22 protein-coding genes are annotated in these 16,871 nt (G+C 41.1%); 20 read left to right on the top strand and 2 right to left on the bottom strand.

Annotation, left to right across the window (positions count from 1 at the left end):
* The first annotated feature begins 296 nt into the window (after window positions 1-296).
* The 5 genes from yegS to CWC28_RS11890 all read left to right on the top strand — a co-directional run bounded on the left by yegS (window position 297) and on the right by CWC28_RS11890 (window position 4,677).
* Entirely contained in the window at window positions 297-1,193 is an 897-nt protein-coding gene (gene yegS / locus CWC28_RS11910) for a lipid kinase YegS (RefSeq protein ID WP_105173471.1), read from the top strand.
* A gap of 119 nt (window positions 1,194-1,312) precedes the next feature.
* A complete protein-coding gene (asd, locus tag CWC28_RS11905; RefSeq protein WP_063707371.1) occupies window positions 1,313-2,455 on the top strand; it encodes an aspartate-semialdehyde dehydrogenase in 1,143 nt (380 codons plus the stop codon).
* A gap of 61 nt (window positions 2,456-2,516) precedes the next feature.
* Window positions 2,517-3,128: an FMN-binding negative transcriptional regulator gene (locus CWC28_RS11900; RefSeq protein WP_138625201.1), complete on the top strand. Its 612-nt coding sequence runs from the start codon at window positions 2,517-2,519 to the stop codon at window positions 3,126-3,128.
* Between the two features lie 249 nt (window positions 3,129-3,377).
* Window positions 3,378-3,812 (top strand): GNAT family N-acetyltransferase, encoded by a 435-nt coding sequence (locus CWC28_RS11895; protein WP_105173468.1) that lies wholly within the window; start codon window positions 3,378-3,380, stop codon window positions 3,810-3,812.
* 484 nt (window positions 3,813-4,296) lie between these two features.
* Window positions 4,297-4,677, top strand: coding sequence for a VOC family protein (locus tag CWC28_RS11890; protein WP_105173467.1), 381 nt, complete (start codon window positions 4,297-4,299; stop codon window positions 4,675-4,677).
* A gap of 40 nt (window positions 4,678-4,717) precedes the next feature.
* Here the strand turns inward: CWC28_RS11890 and CWC28_RS11885 are convergent, their stop codons facing one another.
* The gene (locus tag CWC28_RS11885) at window positions 4,718-5,524 is read right to left on the bottom strand and encodes an ion transporter (protein WP_171038308.1); all 807 of its coding nucleotides are present in this window, start codon (window positions 5,522-5,524) and stop codon (window positions 4,718-4,720) included.
* Window positions 5,525-5,612: 88 nt separating this feature from the next.
* Here CWC28_RS11885 and CWC28_RS11880 point away from each other — a divergent pair, with 88 nt between their 5' ends.
* The 8 genes from CWC28_RS11880 to CWC28_RS11845 all read left to right on the top strand — a co-directional run bounded on the left by CWC28_RS11880 (window position 5,613) and on the right by CWC28_RS11845 (window position 8,852).
* Entirely contained in the window at window positions 5,613-5,819 is a 207-nt protein-coding gene (locus CWC28_RS11880; protein ID WP_063707355.1) for a hypothetical protein, read from the top strand.
* Window positions 5,812-6,084: a hypothetical protein gene (locus CWC28_RS11875; protein ID WP_063707353.1), complete on the top strand. Its 273-nt coding sequence runs from the start codon at window positions 5,812-5,814 to the stop codon at window positions 6,082-6,084. Before CWC28_RS11880 ends, CWC28_RS11875 begins: the two co-directional genes overlap by 8 nt.
* A gap of 2 nt (window positions 6,085-6,086) precedes the next feature.
* Window positions 6,087-6,536, top strand: coding sequence for a hypothetical protein (locus CWC28_RS11870; RefSeq protein WP_063707351.1), 450 nt, complete (start codon window positions 6,087-6,089; stop codon window positions 6,534-6,536).
* Window positions 6,537-6,595: 59 nt separating this feature from the next.
* A complete protein-coding gene (locus CWC28_RS11865) occupies window positions 6,596-6,790 on the top strand; it encodes a YwbE family protein (protein WP_036971837.1) in 195 nt (64 codons plus the stop codon).
* Window positions 6,787-7,314: a DUF4240 domain-containing protein gene (locus CWC28_RS11860; RefSeq protein ID WP_063707349.1), complete on the top strand. Its 528-nt coding sequence runs from the start codon at window positions 6,787-6,789 to the stop codon at window positions 7,312-7,314. Before CWC28_RS11865 ends, CWC28_RS11860 begins: the two co-directional genes overlap by 4 nt.
* 189 nt (window positions 7,315-7,503) lie before the next feature.
* Window positions 7,504-7,920: a DUF805 domain-containing protein gene (locus tag CWC28_RS11855; RefSeq protein WP_199775193.1), complete on the top strand. Its 417-nt coding sequence runs from the start codon at window positions 7,504-7,506 to the stop codon at window positions 7,918-7,920.
* A gap of 49 nt (window positions 7,921-7,969) precedes the next feature.
* Complete coding sequence (locus tag CWC28_RS11850; RefSeq protein ID WP_063707347.1) at window positions 7,970-8,359, top strand: DoxX-like family protein; 390 nt, start codon at window positions 7,970-7,972, stop codon at window positions 8,357-8,359.
* Window positions 8,352-8,852, top strand: a complete 501-nt coding sequence (locus CWC28_RS11845; protein ID WP_063707345.1) for a hypothetical protein — start codon at window positions 8,352-8,354, stop codon at window positions 8,850-8,852. The genes CWC28_RS11850 and CWC28_RS11845 overlap by 8 nt, the downstream gene beginning before the upstream one ends.
* Here CWC28_RS11845 and CWC28_RS11840 read toward each other — a convergent pair.
* Entirely contained in the window at window positions 8,830-9,726 is an 897-nt protein-coding gene (locus CWC28_RS11840; RefSeq protein ID WP_063707342.1) for a LysR family transcriptional regulator, read from the bottom strand. The genes CWC28_RS11845 and CWC28_RS11840 overlap by 23 nt on opposite strands.
* A 120-nt stretch (window positions 9,727-9,846) precedes the next feature.
* Between CWC28_RS11840 and hutH the strand changes: the two genes are divergently transcribed.
* From hutH to CWC28_RS11805, 7 genes are all read left to right on the top strand, one after another.
* On the top strand, window positions 9,847-11,340 hold the full coding sequence (gene hutH / locus CWC28_RS11835) for a histidine ammonia-lyase (RefSeq protein WP_063707340.1): 1,494 nt from the start codon (window positions 9,847-9,849) through the stop codon (window positions 11,338-11,340).
* A gap of 11 nt (window positions 11,341-11,351) precedes the next feature.
* The gene (hutU, locus tag CWC28_RS11830; protein ID WP_063707338.1) at window positions 11,352-13,352 is read left to right on the top strand and encodes a urocanate hydratase; all 2,001 of its coding nucleotides are present in this window, start codon (window positions 11,352-11,354) and stop codon (window positions 13,350-13,352) included.
* A 121-nt stretch (window positions 13,353-13,473) separates the two neighbouring features.
* On the top strand, window positions 13,474-13,884 hold the full coding sequence (locus CWC28_RS11825; protein ID WP_062568003.1) for a GFA family protein: 411 nt from the start codon (window positions 13,474-13,476) through the stop codon (window positions 13,882-13,884).
* 292 nt (window positions 13,885-14,176) lie between these two features.
* Window positions 14,177-14,569: a hypothetical protein gene (locus CWC28_RS11820; RefSeq protein ID WP_063707336.1), complete on the top strand. Its 393-nt coding sequence runs from the start codon at window positions 14,177-14,179 to the stop codon at window positions 14,567-14,569.
* 26 nt (window positions 14,570-14,595) lie between these two features.
* Entirely contained in the window at window positions 14,596-14,958 is a 363-nt protein-coding gene (locus tag CWC28_RS11815) for a hypothetical protein (protein ID WP_062568001.1), read from the top strand.
* Between the two features lie 312 nt (window positions 14,959-15,270).
* The gene (locus tag CWC28_RS11810) at window positions 15,271-16,083 is read left to right on the top strand and encodes a helix-turn-helix transcriptional regulator (protein WP_063707334.1); all 813 of its coding nucleotides are present in this window, start codon (window positions 15,271-15,273) and stop codon (window positions 16,081-16,083) included.
* 75 nt (window positions 16,084-16,158) lie between these two features.
* Window positions 16,159-16,716 carry a YbhB/YbcL family Raf kinase inhibitor-like protein gene (locus tag CWC28_RS11805; protein WP_063707332.1) on the top strand — a complete coding sequence of 186 codons (558 nt, stop codon included), beginning with the start codon at window positions 16,159-16,161 and terminating at the stop codon, window positions 16,714-16,716.
* The last annotated feature ends 155 nt before the right edge of the window (window positions 16,717-16,871 follow it).

The raw sequence follows: 16,871 nt of genomic DNA, 5'->3' as shown, positions 1-16,871 counted from the left end.
ATGCAGAATTCAGCGTTTCACAGGTGCTTAATATCAAGGCGTTACTTTGCAAGAATGGCAGTCCCTTTTAAGAAGTAACAACGATGAGAGTAAGTGCCTGTGAAGCGCCCAAAGGGTTGGTTTAAAAGCGATTTATACTGCGTTATTGATTTTAACAATAGAACCACTATTACTTGCAATCAATGCCTTGCCTAAATCGCTTTTAATTCCAACTGAAACTCGCATCTTGAGGTAGTTTGGGTATATTAAACCATTGCGTGTTATGGTAGTTCAACGTGTTTAAACAGGGATTAAAAATGGACTTACGGTTAATTATAAATGGTAAAAAAGCGGCTGATGAGCAGCTTCGTGATGCCATTGGTCAATTTCGAACTAGTCAGCCACTGGCGGTGCGTGTTACCTATGAAGGCGGTGACATTGAGCGCTTTATCAATGAAGCCGTCGCAGAAGGTGTAAAACGTATTGTCGTAGCTGGTGGCGATGGCACCGTTAATGAAGCCGTTAATGCATTAATGAAACTAGAAAAGTCACAACGTTTAGAGCTTGCAATTTTACCTATGGGCACAGCAAATGATTTTGCTACAGCCGCTAATATTCCTCACGGGTACTTGCCAGCGCTTAAACTTGCCGCACAGGGTCAGCCGTATGCAATTGATACGGTAGAGGTTGATAAGCGTTATTTTGTGAACGTAGCCAGTGCTGGCTTTGGGGCAAAAATTACCGCAACCACACCGCCTGCACTGAAAAACTTACTCGGTGGTGGCGCGTATACCTTGGCAGGGCTTGTACAAGCGCTAAGTTTTGTGCCTTACAGTGGCGAGTTAACGCTGCCTGATGGTGAACGAACTTCGGGCGATATTATTGCCGCTGCCGTGTGTAATGGACGCCAAGCGGGTGGCGGTCAGCCCCTTGCGCCCCATGCGTACATAAATGATGGCTTGGTTGATTTAGTGGCGTTTACCTCATTTGCAATTTCAGATGTACCAGCGGTTATCGAAGAGCTCAGCAATTACCCTAACTCATCACAACAGTGGGTAAAACGCTTTCAAGTGCCTTGGCTTGAATGGCAAACACAAACAGAAATGCCAATAAACTTAGATGGCGAGCCAATCACCTCAAAGCAACAACGTTTTGAAGTGCATGCTGGTGCGCTAAACTTAGTGCTACCGGACGCATGTCCAATGCTAAGATGAAAAATTTTGATGTTACTCGGTTTGCGCTGGTTTTGCTTGGGCCGCAATGCTAGATTACTCCTGTAAAAATTAAATTCTCACGCAATGGACTTTAATTTTTAACAGTTTAGGTAATTTGAATGAATCAAACAGTGGAACAAACAATGAAAAAAGTAGGATTAGTCGGTTGGCGGGGCATGGTTGGCTCTGTGTTATTAGAACGTATGCAGCAAGAAAATGATTTTTCTAATATCGACACGACTTTTTTCACCACCTCACAAACCGGTCAATTAGGCCCTGATCTTGCGGGTCCTGCTAAACCGCTTTTAGATGCTAATGATATCGCTGAGCTTGCGAAGATGGATATTGTTGTCACTTGCCAAGGCGGTGACTATACCAAAGCCGTTTACCCGCAATTACGCGAATCAGGTTGGCAAGGTTACTGGATTGATGCGGCATCGGCACTGCGTATGAGTGACGACAGTATTATTGTGCTAGATCCAGTAAACAAAGACGTTATCAGTGCAGGCTTAGAGCAAGGTGTTAAAACCTATGTGGGCGGTAACTGTACCGTATCACTTATGCTATTAGCCCTAGGCGGTTTATTTGAACAAGACTTGATTGAATGGGTAAGCCCAATGACATATCAAGCGGCGTCTGGTGCAGGCGCTCGCAACATGAAAGAGTTAATTGCGCAAATGGGTGCAATTCACGAAACTGTTGCTGACAAACTTGCAGATCCAAATGCTGCGATTCTTGAGATTGATAAGTTAGTCACCGAAAAAATTGCCTCAAGCGATTTACCACAAGACCAGTTTGGTGTGCCTCTAGCAGGTAGCCTTATTCCTTGGATTGATGTACCAATGCCAAGCGGTCAAAGTAAAGAAGAGTGGAAAGCGCAAGTTGAAGCGAACAAAATTTTAGGCAGCAGCGAACAACCTATCCCTGTTGATGGCTTATGTGTTCGCATTGGCGCAATGCGTTGTCACTCACAAGCAATGACAATTAAGCTGCGCAAAGACATTAGCGTTGAGCAAATTGAAGAAATTCTTGCTTCTCACAATGAGTGGGTCAAAGTGATCCCGAATGATCGTGGCATTACATCAACTGATTTAACACCTGTAAAAGTAACCGGCACACTGTCTATTCCGGTAGGTCGTATTCGCAAATTAGCGATGGGTCCAGAATATATCAGTGCGTTTACAGTAGGTGACCAACTGCTATGGGGGGCTGCTGAGCCACTTCGTCGTATGTTACGCATTATTGTTGATGGTCAACATTAATCATACAACTCAATATTAAGGCTAGCAGTTTGCTGGCCTTTTTTAGCAATAAAGGAAAGTAATGCACACCCCTAATAAATGGAAAATGACACCAGAGCGAGTATCGCAGTTCATCAAAACCTACAGCTTTGCATTGATGGTTGATAGTGAGTTTGAGGCAACCCATCTACCATTAGTTTATAAACCCGATGAGGGCGAGTTTGGTACCTTGTATGGTCATGTGTCACGGGCAAATCGTCATGGCAAAAGCTTGCAAGATACCCGTGTATTGGTGGTTTTTAATGGCCCACATAGTTATATTTCACCGACTTGGTATAGTGAGAAGCCAGCTGTATCGACTTGGAACTACGCTGCGGTGCATGCCAAGGGCAAAGTAGAATACCTCGATGATGACAACACCTTAGCCTGCCTAGATGAACTAATTAGCCAATACGAGCCAAGTATTTTAAACGACACCAGTTTGTTGCCAGCTGATTATCAAGCCAAATTACTCCGTGGCATAGTGGGTATTAAAATCGAACTTGATTCAATTCAGGCAAAAGAGAAGTTAGGCCAGCATAAATCGGCGGCGGATCAACAAGGTGTTGTAACAGGGTTAAGGGCAGATAAACACCCAGATGCCCAAGCTTTACTTAGCTATATGCTTAAACATGAAGTAGGAATAGGCAGCTAATTTGCATCCCGCAAATGCTGCCAATTGGTTGGAAAGTATCAAGCACTGCTTTGTTAAAAGCATGTTAATTACTAAAACTAAAGTTAGTACATTCCATGCCCCTGTCAACTAAATGTCATATTTATCGCTCGCGGGAGTTATGTCTGAAATCGTGACAATGCTTTACTTTGGTTTATTGCTTGAATAATACTTGTGTGAATTCTAAAACCTGATGTTACTTTGCTAGCAGCAATTATGAGTATTTAATCAATGAAAATAGACAATGTGAACGCTGAAGATTACCCAGAGCTACTTGCTGTATGGGAAAACTCAGTACGAGCAACCCATGATTTTATAACGGAAGACGACATCGCTTTTTTTAAGCCAATTATCATAGAGCAGGCGTTTCCTAATGTTACTTTAAAGTGTATTAAGGATGAGCATCAGGCAATTTTAGGCTTTGTTGGCGTACATGAGTGCAAAATTGAAATGCTGTTTATTTTAGATGCCGCAAGAGGTAAGGGTATAGGTAAAGCCCTACTTAACTATGCGGTTGAGCAATTAGCTTCTCACAAAGTGGATGTTAATGAGCAAAACCCACTTGCAGTTGGCTTTTATCAGCATATGGGCTTTAAAGTTGCCTCACGCTCGCCCTTAGATGATATGGGTAAACCATTTCCAATATTGCACTTGGAACTCGTTTAGGAGTGGCTTCAGCCGTGTAGGTCGTCATTTATGGCGACAATAACTGTTAACCATAAATGTTCGGTGTTGAAAGGCTCTTATATACAAACCCGCGAAACAAGTTTCACGTCTACGATTTAAAACATTAGGCGCTAGGATTCAGGCTCTGGGACGCGATATAAAATCGCTACTACTTGTTCGGCGTTAAAACGCCTCCTACAAACTTTACTCTCGCAACCCGCTAACTTCTCTTTTAACGCGCTAAAGCACAACCTACAAGACAACGCGCGAAACAAGTTTCACGCCTACGATTTAAAACATTGGGCTCTAGGATTTAGGCTCTAGGACGCGATGTAAAATCGCTGCTACTTGTTCGGTGTTGAAACGTCTCCTAGAAACTTTACTCTCGCAACTTGTAACTCGCTAACTCGTCACTTATTTTTTGCTTAATTTAATGAACGCGATATGCTGAAGCAACGAATAAAGCATTACATGGGAGTAGCAAATGAATCTCAATCAGGTGACGTTACCTGTAAAGGATATGAATGAAGCGGTGGCTTTTTACTTAACACTAGGAATGATTCAGATAGTGGATACCCCGCATTATGCGCGCTTTCAATGCCCTGATGGTGATGCCACATTTTCGCTGTCATTAGAAACTGAAGAGTTTAGTAACAGTGCGGTAATATATTTTGAACATGAGCAGCTCGATGAGCTCTATGCAAGCCTTGTTGAAAAAGGCATTCGCTTTGAACAGCCACCTACCGCCCAGCGTTATTTATGGACGGAAGCAATTCTAAAAGACCCATCAGGGAATAAAATTAAATTATATTGGGCCGGAGAAAACCGCTTAAACCCACCATGGAAGGTAGAAAAAAGAGGGTAAAAAAGGCGCTAGGTTCTAGCGCCTAATATCAAAAAAAGCCTTACTGCTTTTCTTTCAATAGTTGTTTGAGTTCGGCCATTTCAGCTTGCAGCTGAGCAATTTGCCCTTTGGTTGCAGGCATGTCGGCATCAGATGTTTGCTCTTCACGGGCGTTACGATGCTCTTCAGACATAACTTCTAAAATCGCACCAACCATCATGTTTAAAAATACAAAGGCCGTTAAGAAGATGAACGTTAGATAGAAAATCCAGCTGAGTTCATACACAGCCATCGTTTCATACATAACATCGGTCCAATCCTCAAACGTTGCAATCCTAAATAGGGTTAGCATAGAAATTGATACATCGCCCCACAATACTGGGTTAATGTCAGCAAACAGCATGCTACCCATGGCGGCATAAATGTAGAAGATCACGAACATAAGCAGGGCGATATAGCCCATTTGCGGAATAGCTTTTAGAAGCGAGTTAACCAGCAATCTAAGTTCTGGGATCATCGACACTAGTCGCAATACGCGGAAAATACGCAATAATCGGGCGATGAAAAGGGTTGAGCCAGCAGCAGGGTAAAGGCTACCAACCACGATTATAAAATCGAAAATATTCCAGCCTTTGCTGAAGAAATCTTTAAAGCCACGACTGGCAATAAAACGGATCACCAGTTCAACTAAAAAGAATACTGTAATCCCTAAGTCCATCCAGTGTAAGGCAAGCTCGGCAGTTGGATGTAATGAGTAGGTGTGTGCCCCCACTGTTAGCGCTGAAATAACAATGACAGCAATAACAAATGATTGAAAAATTTTACTTTTATCGATACGCTGAAACAGCTCTTGTAACTGCGACAACATCATATAGAACCCTTTGGTTATAATATTTAAACCCCCGCAATATACAGGAAAACGCAGCACCAATGTATAACTACATAAAGGAAATTTAATGTTTTTTAATGCTTTAAAATTGGCCGTGATTGCAACGCTTGCTGTGGTTTTATCAGCGTGTAGCTCAGATGCCCGTTATCATGAAATTCAATCAGCGCGCTTAAGTGAATGCAATCATATGGCAGATAAAGAGTACCATGAGTGTGTAAAGCGCCAGCAAGATAGCTACGAAGAATTTAAAAAACAACAAGCAGAACATGACTAAAACTGAAAAGCGCCTAGATAAGGCTATTCGAGAGGCTTTAACGCAAGCCTGCGAACAAGCAAAAGAGCACGTACACGAATTTTCATGGTTAACGCATACTGCTGACCTAAAAAAGCTACCACAATCACTAAAAGTAAGTTGTTATTGCAAAGAGCTGCCGATAACCGCTGAGCAAACCCAGTTAATTACCAGTTTAATTATCAAAGAATTGAGCGCTGTAGATTTAGCTATCAATGTAAAAGCAATTACGTTTTTAAAGGAATAATAATGTACTTTAATTTAACCCCTAAACAGATGGTTAGGTTAAATCGCGCTCTTGCTGTGTTGTTTAGTGGTGTAGGCGTGTACGGCTTGCAATCTGATTCATTACCTATTTCACCTTATACCTGCTTTACCTTGGCAATTGCATGTGTGGTGCAGGCTTATTACTCAACAGAAAAATTCGTAGCCAAAGCAGCGCTTAGTAATACAATCACTGCAACAGACACAAGCCTAACGGTTAAGCAGGTGTACTACCAATGCGAAAAAGAAGAGATACTTGAATTAAGTCGTATTTCGCAATTGAAAGTTGCTGATAACTATTTAGCCGTCATATTAGATGGCAACGGGCAAGGTTATGACTTTCAAATAAAGGGTAAAGCTGAAGCCATCATCGAACGTTTAAATGAGGTATTGCCAAAGGCGCTGCTTAAAAACAGCCCAATCAAACAGGTTTAATTTGGTAAGCTAGCGGCAAATGGCTATAATCGGCAAAAATTATTGAAAGAGATATAGCAATGGCAGTGCCTACGCGTTCACAAATTTCAATTGGCTGCGAAGTCAACATTGTATTAAAACAAGATCAACGAACAGGTCAGTTAACTCAAGGTGTGGTGTCACGTATTTTAACTAAATCCCCAAACCACCCGCATGGTATTAAAGTTCAACTTGATGATGGTCAAGTAGGGCGCGTGAAAGAGATTTTATCATGAGTGTTTTAAGTGAAAGTGAATTTTGGCAACTCGTAACCGCCGAAGATAAAACTGCTGAGCCTGAATCTGTTTGTAATGCATTAAAAGCAAAGCTGACTGATTTATCTGACCAGCAGCTGATGGAATTTGATAAGCAGTTTAACCTACGTATGCGCAAAGCCTATACCTGGGACTTATTTGGTGCCGCTTATGTAATGGCCGGTTGTAACGATGATTATGGCTTTTCTGAGTTTTTATGTTGGCTTATTTCACGTGGTGAACAGGCTTTTTTAAAGGCGCTTGAAAACCCAGACTCAATTGCTGAGTGTACGCCAGTTTATCATTTAAACGAACAGCCTTACCCGTATTTAGATGAATACGATTTAATTGCCGGTATGCTTTACGAAGAACGTAATGATGACGAATTACCTTTTGTACCATCAGGCCTTGAGCAACCAAAAGGTAAACGCTTTAAAGATAAAGCCAAGTATTTAAAACAAACCTATCCAAATTTATACGCCAAATATTGGCAACAACCGAATTAATTAAAAGCACCTAAGGGTGCTTTTTTATGGCCTAGTACATACCTGTCTAAAGCTTATCAACAATTTCTTAGTACCCAAATCCAATCATTTTGTGTTATATTATTCATGCTTAATTCAGCACTATTAACAACATAAATCAGCAGACTAGATTAATTCGGTCTGCTACAACACATATCAAAGGAAATGACAGTGTCAGAAAACGTATATCAAGCCCCAGAAGCAAACCTCGCTTCGGCATCAACAGAAACTACCACTTTAACGATGAAAGAAATTTTGTTTTCTTTTAATGGTCGTATACCTAGAAAAACCTATTGGTATTCTTTCTTAGGTATTATCGTAGCTTCATTTGTTTTTATGTTCTTAGTCGCATTATTAACAGCGGGTAATGAAACAGCAATTTCTGTGATCACACTCATCTTTTATATCCCACTTATGTGGGTTTCGCTTGCGGTTCAAGTAAAGCGCTGGCATGACCGTAATAAATCAGGTTGGTGGGTACTGATTGGCTTAGTTCCCGTTATTGGTGGTATCTGGGCGTTAATTGAAAATGGCTTTTTAGCAGGTGATGAAGCTGAGAATCGTTTCGGTAAACCTACTAGCTTATAAGCTATACTGTGTGCTCTGAATATCAGAGCACACAAAGTAAACTTACCCAATGAAGCATTTAAGTACGATTCACATCGCTCGATTTATTATCAGCTTTAGTTGGCTTTATCATGGGCTGATGCCAAAACTAATTCATATTGCCCCCTTAGAACAACAAATGACGGCAAGTTTTGGTTTTAATGCTGAAATTTCAATGCTCATTACTCGGGCAGCTGGCATAGGTGAAATTATATTTGCCGTGCTGTTTTTTATCTTCTACCGTTCAATCTTAATCAATATTCTCAATATAGTCGCTTTAGTTGGGCTAATGCTGTTTGTTGCTGTTTTACAGCCCGCACTTTTAATCGAAGCGTTTAATCCTGTGACTACAAACTTTGCCATAATCGCGTTTAGTCTCGTGCTAATTAAAGAAACTAAAGAGCCGCAGCTCAATGCTTAATACACCGCATCAGTCGCCAATCACTCAATACACGAAAAAAGAAGAAAAAAAGTTTTTATCTTCTTATTTATTTTTAATAGGCCTATTGCAAATAATTGCCGCATTCTATTTTTTGGATTTGCCTATAAAAGAACAGCTACTAGATGAGCAGGGTGTAGTACAGCGCTTTTATGAATCACATAGAAATTGTGGGCAACACAATAAATGTAAACTTATGACAGTTGTAGGAACGGAAAAGACGACTACATACCTAAGACCAACGAATTTACCAATTGAATTAAATGACCACGTTCATGTTTTAGCTTCATATTATAAAAGTGCCGAAGCGTATAAAGTTCATCAGTTACAACTAAATGGTAAGATGATCCAAAGTTATGAACAGGCAATATTTAAAAGCAATATTACGCGTATATTGCTTGGTATTTTTGGTCTGATTTTGATTGTTTTTAGTTTAATCAACAAGTTTAAAACTAAACCTCGTAACAACGCTTAATTTCGTCAATCATGGCGTTTGCTAAAGGCGAGCTGGCATTTGTTTTTGAGGTGATCAATACCACAGGAATATCGTAGTGATATTTACTCGGTTGAATAGCTTTGAAAATACCTTTATCAACCCAGAACTGTGCGTAGTGGTCGGGTAAATAACCAATAAACTCACCCGATAAAATTAAATGTGCAATACCTTCATCGTGATAAGCCACAGCACTATTTTGATAGTTTAAACCGTCGTTTCGGCTTTCTTTATCGCGCATGTAGTTACTGGTAATGACTTCGGCTTCTTTAATGAGCTCATTTATTTGTTTTTCTTCACACTTAAATAATGGGTGACCGACTGCGCAATACAAAAAGTTAGTTTCATTGTGTAGGGCAGTGTAATCTAACCCACGAATATGATGGCGGCTAACACCAATTCCCACTAATGAACGGCCATTGGCTACTGCGGTTTCTACCTCTCGTGCCTCGCACACATTAATATCGAACTGAATGTTTTTACCTTTGCCTTTTAACTTTGCGATTACGCGTGGAATGGCACAACGTGGGTCGCTGACCATGGTATCTATCATGGCAATACTTAAACGCCCCGATAACTCGTTTTTAGAGCTTGCTACGGTATTAGCAAAGGCTTCGCATTGCTGAAGCAGTTCAATCGATGCCTGATAAGTGATGGCACCAGCGTCTGTAATTTCAAAACCACTGCGGCCACGTTTACATAATTTAATGCCAAGCCTTACTTCTAAATCAGATAAATGCGCACTGATCGTTGAGCGGCCAATATTTAAACGTGACTCTGCGGCTGAAAGCCCGCCACACTCAACAATTGCTACAAAAACGCGCAATAAGCGCAGGTCTACGTCATGAACTTGCATAGCTCTTCTTTTAGTTCGATAAATCTGGAATGAATAACGATAATTATGCATTTGTAAAACAACTAGAGCAAGCTAGACTTCATCTAAATAAAACTTAATCCTGTTCTTTAGGAGTTATAAATGACATTTAAGTATGGTGTTGACCAATTAACGTTAGACAGCGTTAATGCTATTGCAGCCGGTACGTTAGAGGCAGAGCTTTGCCAAGAAGCAATTGATAAAATAAATAAAAGCCGCCAAAACGTAGACAAAATGGCTGCCTCAGATAAAGCCATTTATGGTATCAATACGGGCTTTGGCCCATTGTGTGATACACAAATTTCTCCAGAAGAAACCAACCTATTACAAAAGAACTTATTGATCACACACGCTGTTGGTGTGGGTGAGCCAATCGCTAAACCTATTTCAAAGCTGATGCTAATCACCAAAGTACATGCATTAAGCCAAGGTTTTTCAGGTATTCGTTTAACCGTTGTTGAGCGTATGCTTAAGTTTATTGAACTTGATATTATCCCTGTAGTACCAGAGCAAGGCTCAGTAGGCGCATCGGGTGACTTAGCACCGTTATCGCACTTATTCTTACCTCTTTTAGGTGAAGGTGAGTTTTGGGTAAACGACACAATCAAACCAGCAGCAGAGGTATTAAAAGAGCACGGTTTAGCGCCTTTAGAATTACATGCTAAAGAAGGCCTAGCGTTAATTAACGGTACTCAGTTTATTTTATCGCATGCCATTACTGCGCTTACTAAAATGCGTTACTTATTAGACCTTGCAGATATCGCAGGTGCTATGAGTATTGAAGGTATGCAGGGTAGCCAATCGCCGTTCCGTGAAGAGTTACACGCAATTCGTGCTTTTAAAGGTAACGTTGAAGTTGCAGCGCGTATGCGTAGCTTTTTTGCAGGATCTGAAAACATGGCTTCACACACTGATTGTGACCGTGTTCAAGACCCTTACTCATTACGTTGTATTCCACAAGTTCATGGTGCATCACGTAACGCGTACTACCATTTAAAAGAGCTTGCTGAAACAGAAATGAACTCTGTAACAGATAACCCAATTGTGATCAGCGAAGAAGAAGCCATTTCGGGTGGTGGTTTCCACGGTCAACCACTTGCTATGGTATTAGATTACGCATCAATCGCAGCGGCAGAGCTTGGTAACATTGCTGATCGTCGTTGTTATTTACTGCTTGAGGGCTTACACGGCTTACCACGTTTATTAACGACATCGGGTGGCTTAAACTCTGGCATGATGATCCCGCAATACGTGACAGCTGCACTGGTAACAGAAAATAAATCATTGTGTTTCCCGCCATCAGCAGACAGCGTACCAACATCAATGGGCCAAGAAGATCACGTATCTATGGGTAGTATTTCTGGTCGTAAGTTAAACCAGATTTTAGGTAACCTTGATAAAATCTTTGCGATTGAGCTGATGTATGCAGCGCAAGCAATCGAATTTAGACGTCCTAACAAGTGTTCAGACATTATTGAAGAAAACTTTGCGCTCATTCGCAGCAAAGTTGCCAAACTAGAAGAAGACCGCTTACTTAAGCCAGACATTGATGCCATGGTTGCACTTGTTAAATCGCAAGCGTTTAAAGTTAACTAAGGGAGCAAATAATGACTTTTCAAGAACAAATTAAGCAAGGTATCCCAAGCGTATTGCCAGAGCCAAAACCGTATCCAAATGATGCAAACCGAGCTCCAAAACGTAAAGACATTTTATCAGCTGACGAAAAGCAATTAGCAATTCGTAACGCATTGCGTTATTTCCCTAAAGAATGGCATCAAGAATTAGCCGTCGAATTTGCCGCTGAGCTTAAGCAATTTGGCCGTATTTACATGTATCGCTTTAAGCCTAACTATGAACTTAAAGCGCGCTCAATCAGCGATTACCCAGCTAAATGCGAACAAGCTGCCGCTATCATGTTAATGATCGACAATAACCTTGATCCAGCAGTAGCACAGCACCCTGAAGAGCTAATCACGTACGGTGGTAACGGTGCGGTATTCCAAAACTGGGCACAGTACTTATTAACCATGAAGTACTTAAGCGAAATGGAAGAAGACCAAACGCTGCACATGTATTCGGGTCACCCTATGGGGTTATTTCCATCATCAGTAGAAGCACCGCGCGTGGTTGTGACAAACGGTATGATGATCCCGAACTATTCAAAGCCGGATGACTGGGAAAAATTCAATGCACTAGGTGTAACTCAATACGGTCAAATGACTGCGGGTTCATTTATGTACATTGGCCCACAAGGCATCGTGCACGGTACAACCATTACGGTAATGAATGCATTCCGTAAAGTACTTGAAAAAGGCGAATCACCAAAAGGTAAGATCTTCTTAACTGCTGGTTTAGGCGGTATGAGTGGTGCGCAACCTAAAGCGGGTAACATTGCTAACTGTATCACCGTATGTGCCGAGGTTAACCCTAAGGCAGCTATTAAGCGTCATCAACAAGGTTGGGTTGATGAGCTAATTGATAACATGCCAGAGCTTGTTGAGCGTGTACGTACGGCTCAGCAAAATGAAGAAGTGGTTTCAATTGCCTTTATCGGTAACGTGGTTGATGTATGGGAAAGCTTCTTAGCTGAAGATATTTTCATTCACTTAGGTTCAGACCAAACTTCACTTCATAACCCTTGGTCAGGCGGTTACTACCCGGTTGATATCAGCTATGAAGAGTCAAATCGTTTAATTCGTGAAGAGCCAGAAGTATTTAAAGAAAAAGTACAAGCGACGCTTAAGCGCCACGCTGATGCTGTTAACAAGCACACGGCAAAAGGAACTTACTTCTTTGATTACGGTAATGCGTTCTTGCTAGAGGCATCACGCGCTGGTGGCGATGTAATGGCTGAAAATGGTATTGATTTTAAGTACCCATCATACGTACAAGATATTCTTGGCCCAATGTGTTTTGACTACGGTTTTGGCCCGTTCCGCTGGGTATGTACATCAGGTAAACCAGAAGATCTTGATAAAACAGATGCGATTGCTGCAGACGTTTTAAATAAAATCATGGCGGACTCGCCAGAAGAGATCCAACAGCAAATGCAAGACAACATCACGTGGATCAAAGATGCGAAGCAGAACAAACTGGTTGTTGGTTCGCAAGCTCGTATTCTTTATGCAGATGCACAAGGCCGCGCTGAAATTGCTAAAGCCTTTAATGATGCCATTAATCGTGGCGAAATTGGTCCGGTTGTACTTGGGCGTGACCACCATGATGTGAGTGGTACGGATTCACCTTTCCGTGAAACATCAAACATTTATGATGGTAGCCGCTTCACAGCAGACATGGCGATTCACAATGTAATTGGTGATGGTTTCCGTGGTGCTACTTGGGTATCTATTCACAATGGTGGCGGTGTTGGCTGGGGTGAAGTGATCAACGGTGGTTTTGGTATGCTACTAGACGGTAGTGAAGCTGCCGAGCGTCGTTTGAAATCTATGCTATTATTTGATGTAAACAACGGTATTGCTCGTCGTAGTTGGGCGCGTAACGAAGAAGCTAATTTTGCTATTAAACGTGAAATGGCTCGTACCCCTAAACTTAAAGTGACTTTGTCTAATAACGTTGATGATGAAGTTTTATCAAACTTAGATTTCTAAGTTGTGTCAATGCAAAAAGGCCATGTTGTAAGTGCAACATGGCCTTTTTTATTGCCAAAAATTATTAAATAGCGCATCGTTTAGGGTATCAATTTTTAGCTTAGCGAATAAGGAGATAGATATGACTAAAACACTTACTGGTGGATGCTGCTGCGGCGAAGTGAGTTATAAAGTCGCTGATAACTTTAGGCGTTTTTTCTTCTGTCATTGCGAACAATGCCGCAAACTAACTGGCACTGCTCACGCTGCAAACTTGTTTACCTCACCTGATGCTATCGAATGGGTTAAAGGCCAAAATCACATTACGCGGTTTAATTACCCTGGTCGTGCATTATCTAGGGCGTTTTGTAAAACCTGTGGCTCTGCGTTGCCATTTGAATCACAAGACAGTAAATACCTACTTGTACCTGCAGGCAGTTTAAATGAAGAGCCAAGTAAAGAATTAGACGCGCAAATATTTTGCGAAGAACAAACCGAATGGCATAAAAAAGGATTAAATGGCAAAAAGCTGATAGGTTTTGGTCGTGATTAAGCCCGATTAAAGAGTAAAGTTAGCGAGACTCAAGGGTAAAGTTTGCGAGACTCAAGTGGAAAGTTAGCTAGTTACAAGGGTAAAGTTTCTAGGAGGCGTTTCAACGCCGAACAAGTAGCAGCGATTTTACATCGCGTCCCAGAGCCTAAATCCTAGCACCTTATGCTTTCAATCGTAGGCGTGAAACTTGTTTCGCGCGTCAAAAGAGAAGTTAGTGAGATATGAGAGTAAAGTTTGACCAGTTGGTCGAGTTTGATTAATCTGTAAAGCACATTTTAAAAGGAGGTTTTATATGTTTAAAGTTTTAACCTTAGCTGTTTTAGTCTCGTTCGCAGTACCTACAAACGCAAATGAAATTACAAGCGAATTTCTTAAAAAAGAGCTAGAACTTGCTCATTCTCAGTACATCAAAGGTTCGAGCGATAGTGCGCTTTATGCGTTAAATGCACTTGCAAGAATTCTTGAGCTTGATAGCGCTAAAACGCTGCAAACAGAAATAGGCCCGAATAATCTTGCTTTTACTTATCTTCGCATTGGACTCATTCATGAGCATGCAGGTGATCAGCTGCAAGCCAATAGCTACTTTGCAAAAGCGATGAATGCTCACCAAGGCGAAAAACTCAAGCTTGCAGAGCTCAAAGCGTATATAACTAAACTAGATAAATCAGCTGCTCACTTAATTTAAATATAATTGGAAATACAAGGAAGACGATGATCAAATGGCACGAACTAAATAAATATCAAAAAGCTGCATTTTGGTGCTTGATAGCTATTGTCGGTTGGTTCTCACCTGAGATTGCACTGTTATTTCATTTTGGTGGAATAGAAGTTGTATTTGCTTTTTTAGCAATGTACAGCTTGCCTATTATCAGAGTAGTGCGTTCTTACCTTCAAAAAATTAGAGAAAAACTGTTACTTGCCTATGTGTCATTTCAAAAAAGTGCCTCTGGTAAACCCAACGTCTTTTTAATGCAAACGGTATTCTGCTGTATTGCAGTTGCACTCACCGGCTCATTCTCTTTTGCAATGGTATTTTTAATGCCAGGAATGATGTTAAACAATATGCTTGTTTGATTGGGTTAAAGTTAGCGAGATACGAGTTACAAGAGTAAAGTTAGCGAGATACGAGAGTAAAGTTAGCGAGATACGAGAGTAAAGTTAGCGAGATACAAGTTTGTAGGAGGCGTTTTAACGCCGAATAAGTAGCAGCGATTTTACATCACGTCCCAGGGCCTAGATCCTAGTGCCTAATGTTTTTTAACGCGTTTGTAGGTCGTGCTTTAGCGCGATTAAAGTGTAAAGTTAGCCGGTAGCGTTTTAACGCCGAATAACTAAAATTCACGGATGATGCCGTTCCGTCCAGAGCAATAAAAAACACTGTAAATTATGAATGAATTAATAGAGATAGGTTTAAGCACAGTAAAGCAACATCCGTCTTTACCGTTTTCGATTTACTGCGCTAATGATGAACAACATATTGTAAATGTGCCTATCGCAAACCCATTACTTGTCGTTGTGTTATCTGGCAGCAAAACGCTAATAGATACAGAAGAAGTTAATTGTGATGCAGGTAATTTTGTCTTAATGGCAAATACACCTCAGGTTGCAATGCGCAATATTCCACAAAACTTTGGCTATATTGCGCTATTGATTGAATTTGATTACACCGACTTTGAGTGTTTGAAATATCAAGCCGGGGCAAAGAAAAAGTTTATTACAGGGCAAGTCGATCCACTGTTTAAAATGACTTTAAAACAATTTATTGAATGGGCTGCAGTAACACCACCACAATTATGGCCAATTAGAAGACAAGAGCTGCTGCAAGTGCTATTTTCTCAGGGATTCAAAGACTTAGGTTCTATTATTGAGCCACCAACACTGACCCACAAAGTACATACTATTATCGCTGGTGATTTAACGCGTGATTGGGATGCAAGCAGTATTGCAACGACGTTAGCGATGAGCGAATCGACACTCAGAAGAAAGTTAACCGCAGAAGACAGTAGTTTTCAGTTAATTAAAGATAACGCACGTTTAAGCCATGGACTACATTTGATTCAAAGTAGCTCACAATCTATTGGCACTATTGCCCAGCAATGTGGTTTTTCGTCGCAATCTAGATTCACCGATAAGTTTAAACTTTTGTTTAATACGACTCCAACAGCCCTTCGTAAAACAATAATGAGCGAAGCAGGCTAATAATTGACAGTTTTGGTACTAATTTGATCTGTCTTTGCTAGGTATTATGATTATTCTTATTAATCGGAGAATATTATGAAATCATCAACATTGAAAATTGCTACACCGTTATTTCTGCTATGTTTATCTGGCACCACATTCGCTGAGACATTTACTCTAACAAGCAAAGACATTGCCCATGGTGACTTTATGGGGAGTGCGCAAGAGTTTAAAGGGTTTGGTTGTAATGGCGATAACCTTTCTCCACAACTTGCTTGGCAAAATGCACCTAAAGGAACTGAAGCATTCGCATTGACCGTTTATGATCCAGATGCGCCTACAGGGAGTGGCTGGTGGCATTGGCAAGTTGTGAATATCCCTAAGTCGGTATCAAGTTTAGCAAGCGGTGCAGGCAGTGCAGAGAAGAACGCAATGCCAAAAGGCAGTGTGCAGATCACAAATGATTATGGTTTCAAAGGCTTTGGCGGCGCTTGCCCTCCAGTAGGCCATGGCGCTCACCGATATCAATTTACACTACATGCGTTATCACAAAAACTTGAATTACCGGAAAACGCATCAGGTGCGTTGGCAGGCTATATGATTAATGCCTATTCACTTGATTCAGCAACTATTGAAGCGCTTTATAAGCGTTGAGAGAGTAGCGAGATACGAGAGTAAAGTTTGCGAGTTACAAGTTTGTAGGAGCGTTTTAACGCCGAACAAGTAGCAGCGATTTTATATCGCGTCCTAGAGCCTAAATCCTAGTGCCTAATGTTTTATAACGTAGGCGTGAAACTTGTTTCGCGCGT

This window comes from Pseudoalteromonas sp. S4492, assembly GCF_005886115.1.
In the GTDB taxonomy this organism is placed as follows: Bacteria; Pseudomonadota; Gammaproteobacteria; order Enterobacterales; family Alteromonadaceae; genus Pseudoalteromonas; species Pseudoalteromonas gelatinilytica.
Note: the sequence above shows the minus strand (reverse complement) of the source record. Positions and strands in the feature narration are given on the sequence as shown.

Excerpts from the sequence above, each read along its gene's own strand:
- yegS (WP_105173471.1), top strand. The coding sequence starts at position 297 with ATGGACTTACGGTTAATTATAAATGGTAAAAAAGCGGCTGATGAGCAG.
- asd (WP_063707371.1), top strand. The coding sequence starts at position 1,313 with ATGAATCAAACAGTGGAACAAACAATGAAAAAAGTAGGATTAGTCGGT.
- CWC28_RS11900 (WP_138625201.1), top strand. The coding sequence starts at position 2,517 with ATGCACACCCCTAATAAATGGAAAATGACACCAGAGCGAGTATCGCAG.
- CWC28_RS11895 (WP_105173468.1), top strand. The coding sequence starts at position 3,378 with ATGAAAATAGACAATGTGAACGCTGAAGATTACCCAGAGCTACTTGCT.
- CWC28_RS11890 (WP_105173467.1), top strand. The coding sequence starts at position 4,297 with ATGAATCTCAATCAGGTGACGTTACCTGTAAAGGATATGAATGAAGCG.
- CWC28_RS11885 (WP_171038308.1), bottom strand. The coding sequence starts at position 5,524 with ATGTTGTCGCAGTTACAAGAGCTGTTTCAGCGTATCGATAAAAGTAAA.
- CWC28_RS11880 (WP_063707355.1), top strand. The coding sequence starts at position 5,613 with ATGTTTTTTAATGCTTTAAAATTGGCCGTGATTGCAACGCTTGCTGTG.
- CWC28_RS11875 (WP_063707353.1), top strand. The coding sequence starts at position 5,812 with ATGACTAAAACTGAAAAGCGCCTAGATAAGGCTATTCGAGAGGCTTTA.
- CWC28_RS11870 (WP_063707351.1), top strand. The coding sequence starts at position 6,087 with ATGTACTTTAATTTAACCCCTAAACAGATGGTTAGGTTAAATCGCGCT.
- CWC28_RS11865 (WP_036971837.1), top strand. The coding sequence starts at position 6,596 with ATGGCAGTGCCTACGCGTTCACAAATTTCAATTGGCTGCGAAGTCAAC.
- CWC28_RS11860 (WP_063707349.1), top strand. The coding sequence starts at position 6,787 with ATGAGTGTTTTAAGTGAAAGTGAATTTTGGCAACTCGTAACCGCCGAA.
- CWC28_RS11850 (WP_063707347.1), top strand. The coding sequence starts at position 7,970 with ATGAAGCATTTAAGTACGATTCACATCGCTCGATTTATTATCAGCTTT.
- CWC28_RS11845 (WP_063707345.1), top strand. The coding sequence starts at position 8,352 with ATGCTTAATACACCGCATCAGTCGCCAATCACTCAATACACGAAAAAA.
- CWC28_RS11840 (WP_063707342.1), bottom strand. The coding sequence starts at position 9,726 with ATGCAAGTTCATGACGTAGACCTGCGCTTATTGCGCGTTTTTGTAGCA.
- hutH (WP_063707340.1), top strand. The coding sequence starts at position 9,847 with ATGACATTTAAGTATGGTGTTGACCAATTAACGTTAGACAGCGTTAAT.
- hutU (WP_063707338.1), top strand. The coding sequence starts at position 11,352 with ATGACTTTTCAAGAACAAATTAAGCAAGGTATCCCAAGCGTATTGCCA.
- CWC28_RS11825 (WP_062568003.1), top strand. The coding sequence starts at position 13,474 with ATGACTAAAACACTTACTGGTGGATGCTGCTGCGGCGAAGTGAGTTAT.
- CWC28_RS11820 (WP_063707336.1), top strand. The coding sequence starts at position 14,177 with ATGTTTAAAGTTTTAACCTTAGCTGTTTTAGTCTCGTTCGCAGTACCT.
- CWC28_RS11815 (WP_062568001.1), top strand. The coding sequence starts at position 14,596 with ATGATCAAATGGCACGAACTAAATAAATATCAAAAAGCTGCATTTTGG.
- CWC28_RS11810 (WP_063707334.1), top strand. The coding sequence starts at position 15,271 with ATGAATGAATTAATAGAGATAGGTTTAAGCACAGTAAAGCAACATCCG.
- CWC28_RS11805 (WP_063707332.1), top strand. The coding sequence starts at position 16,159 with ATGAAATCATCAACATTGAAAATTGCTACACCGTTATTTCTGCTATGT.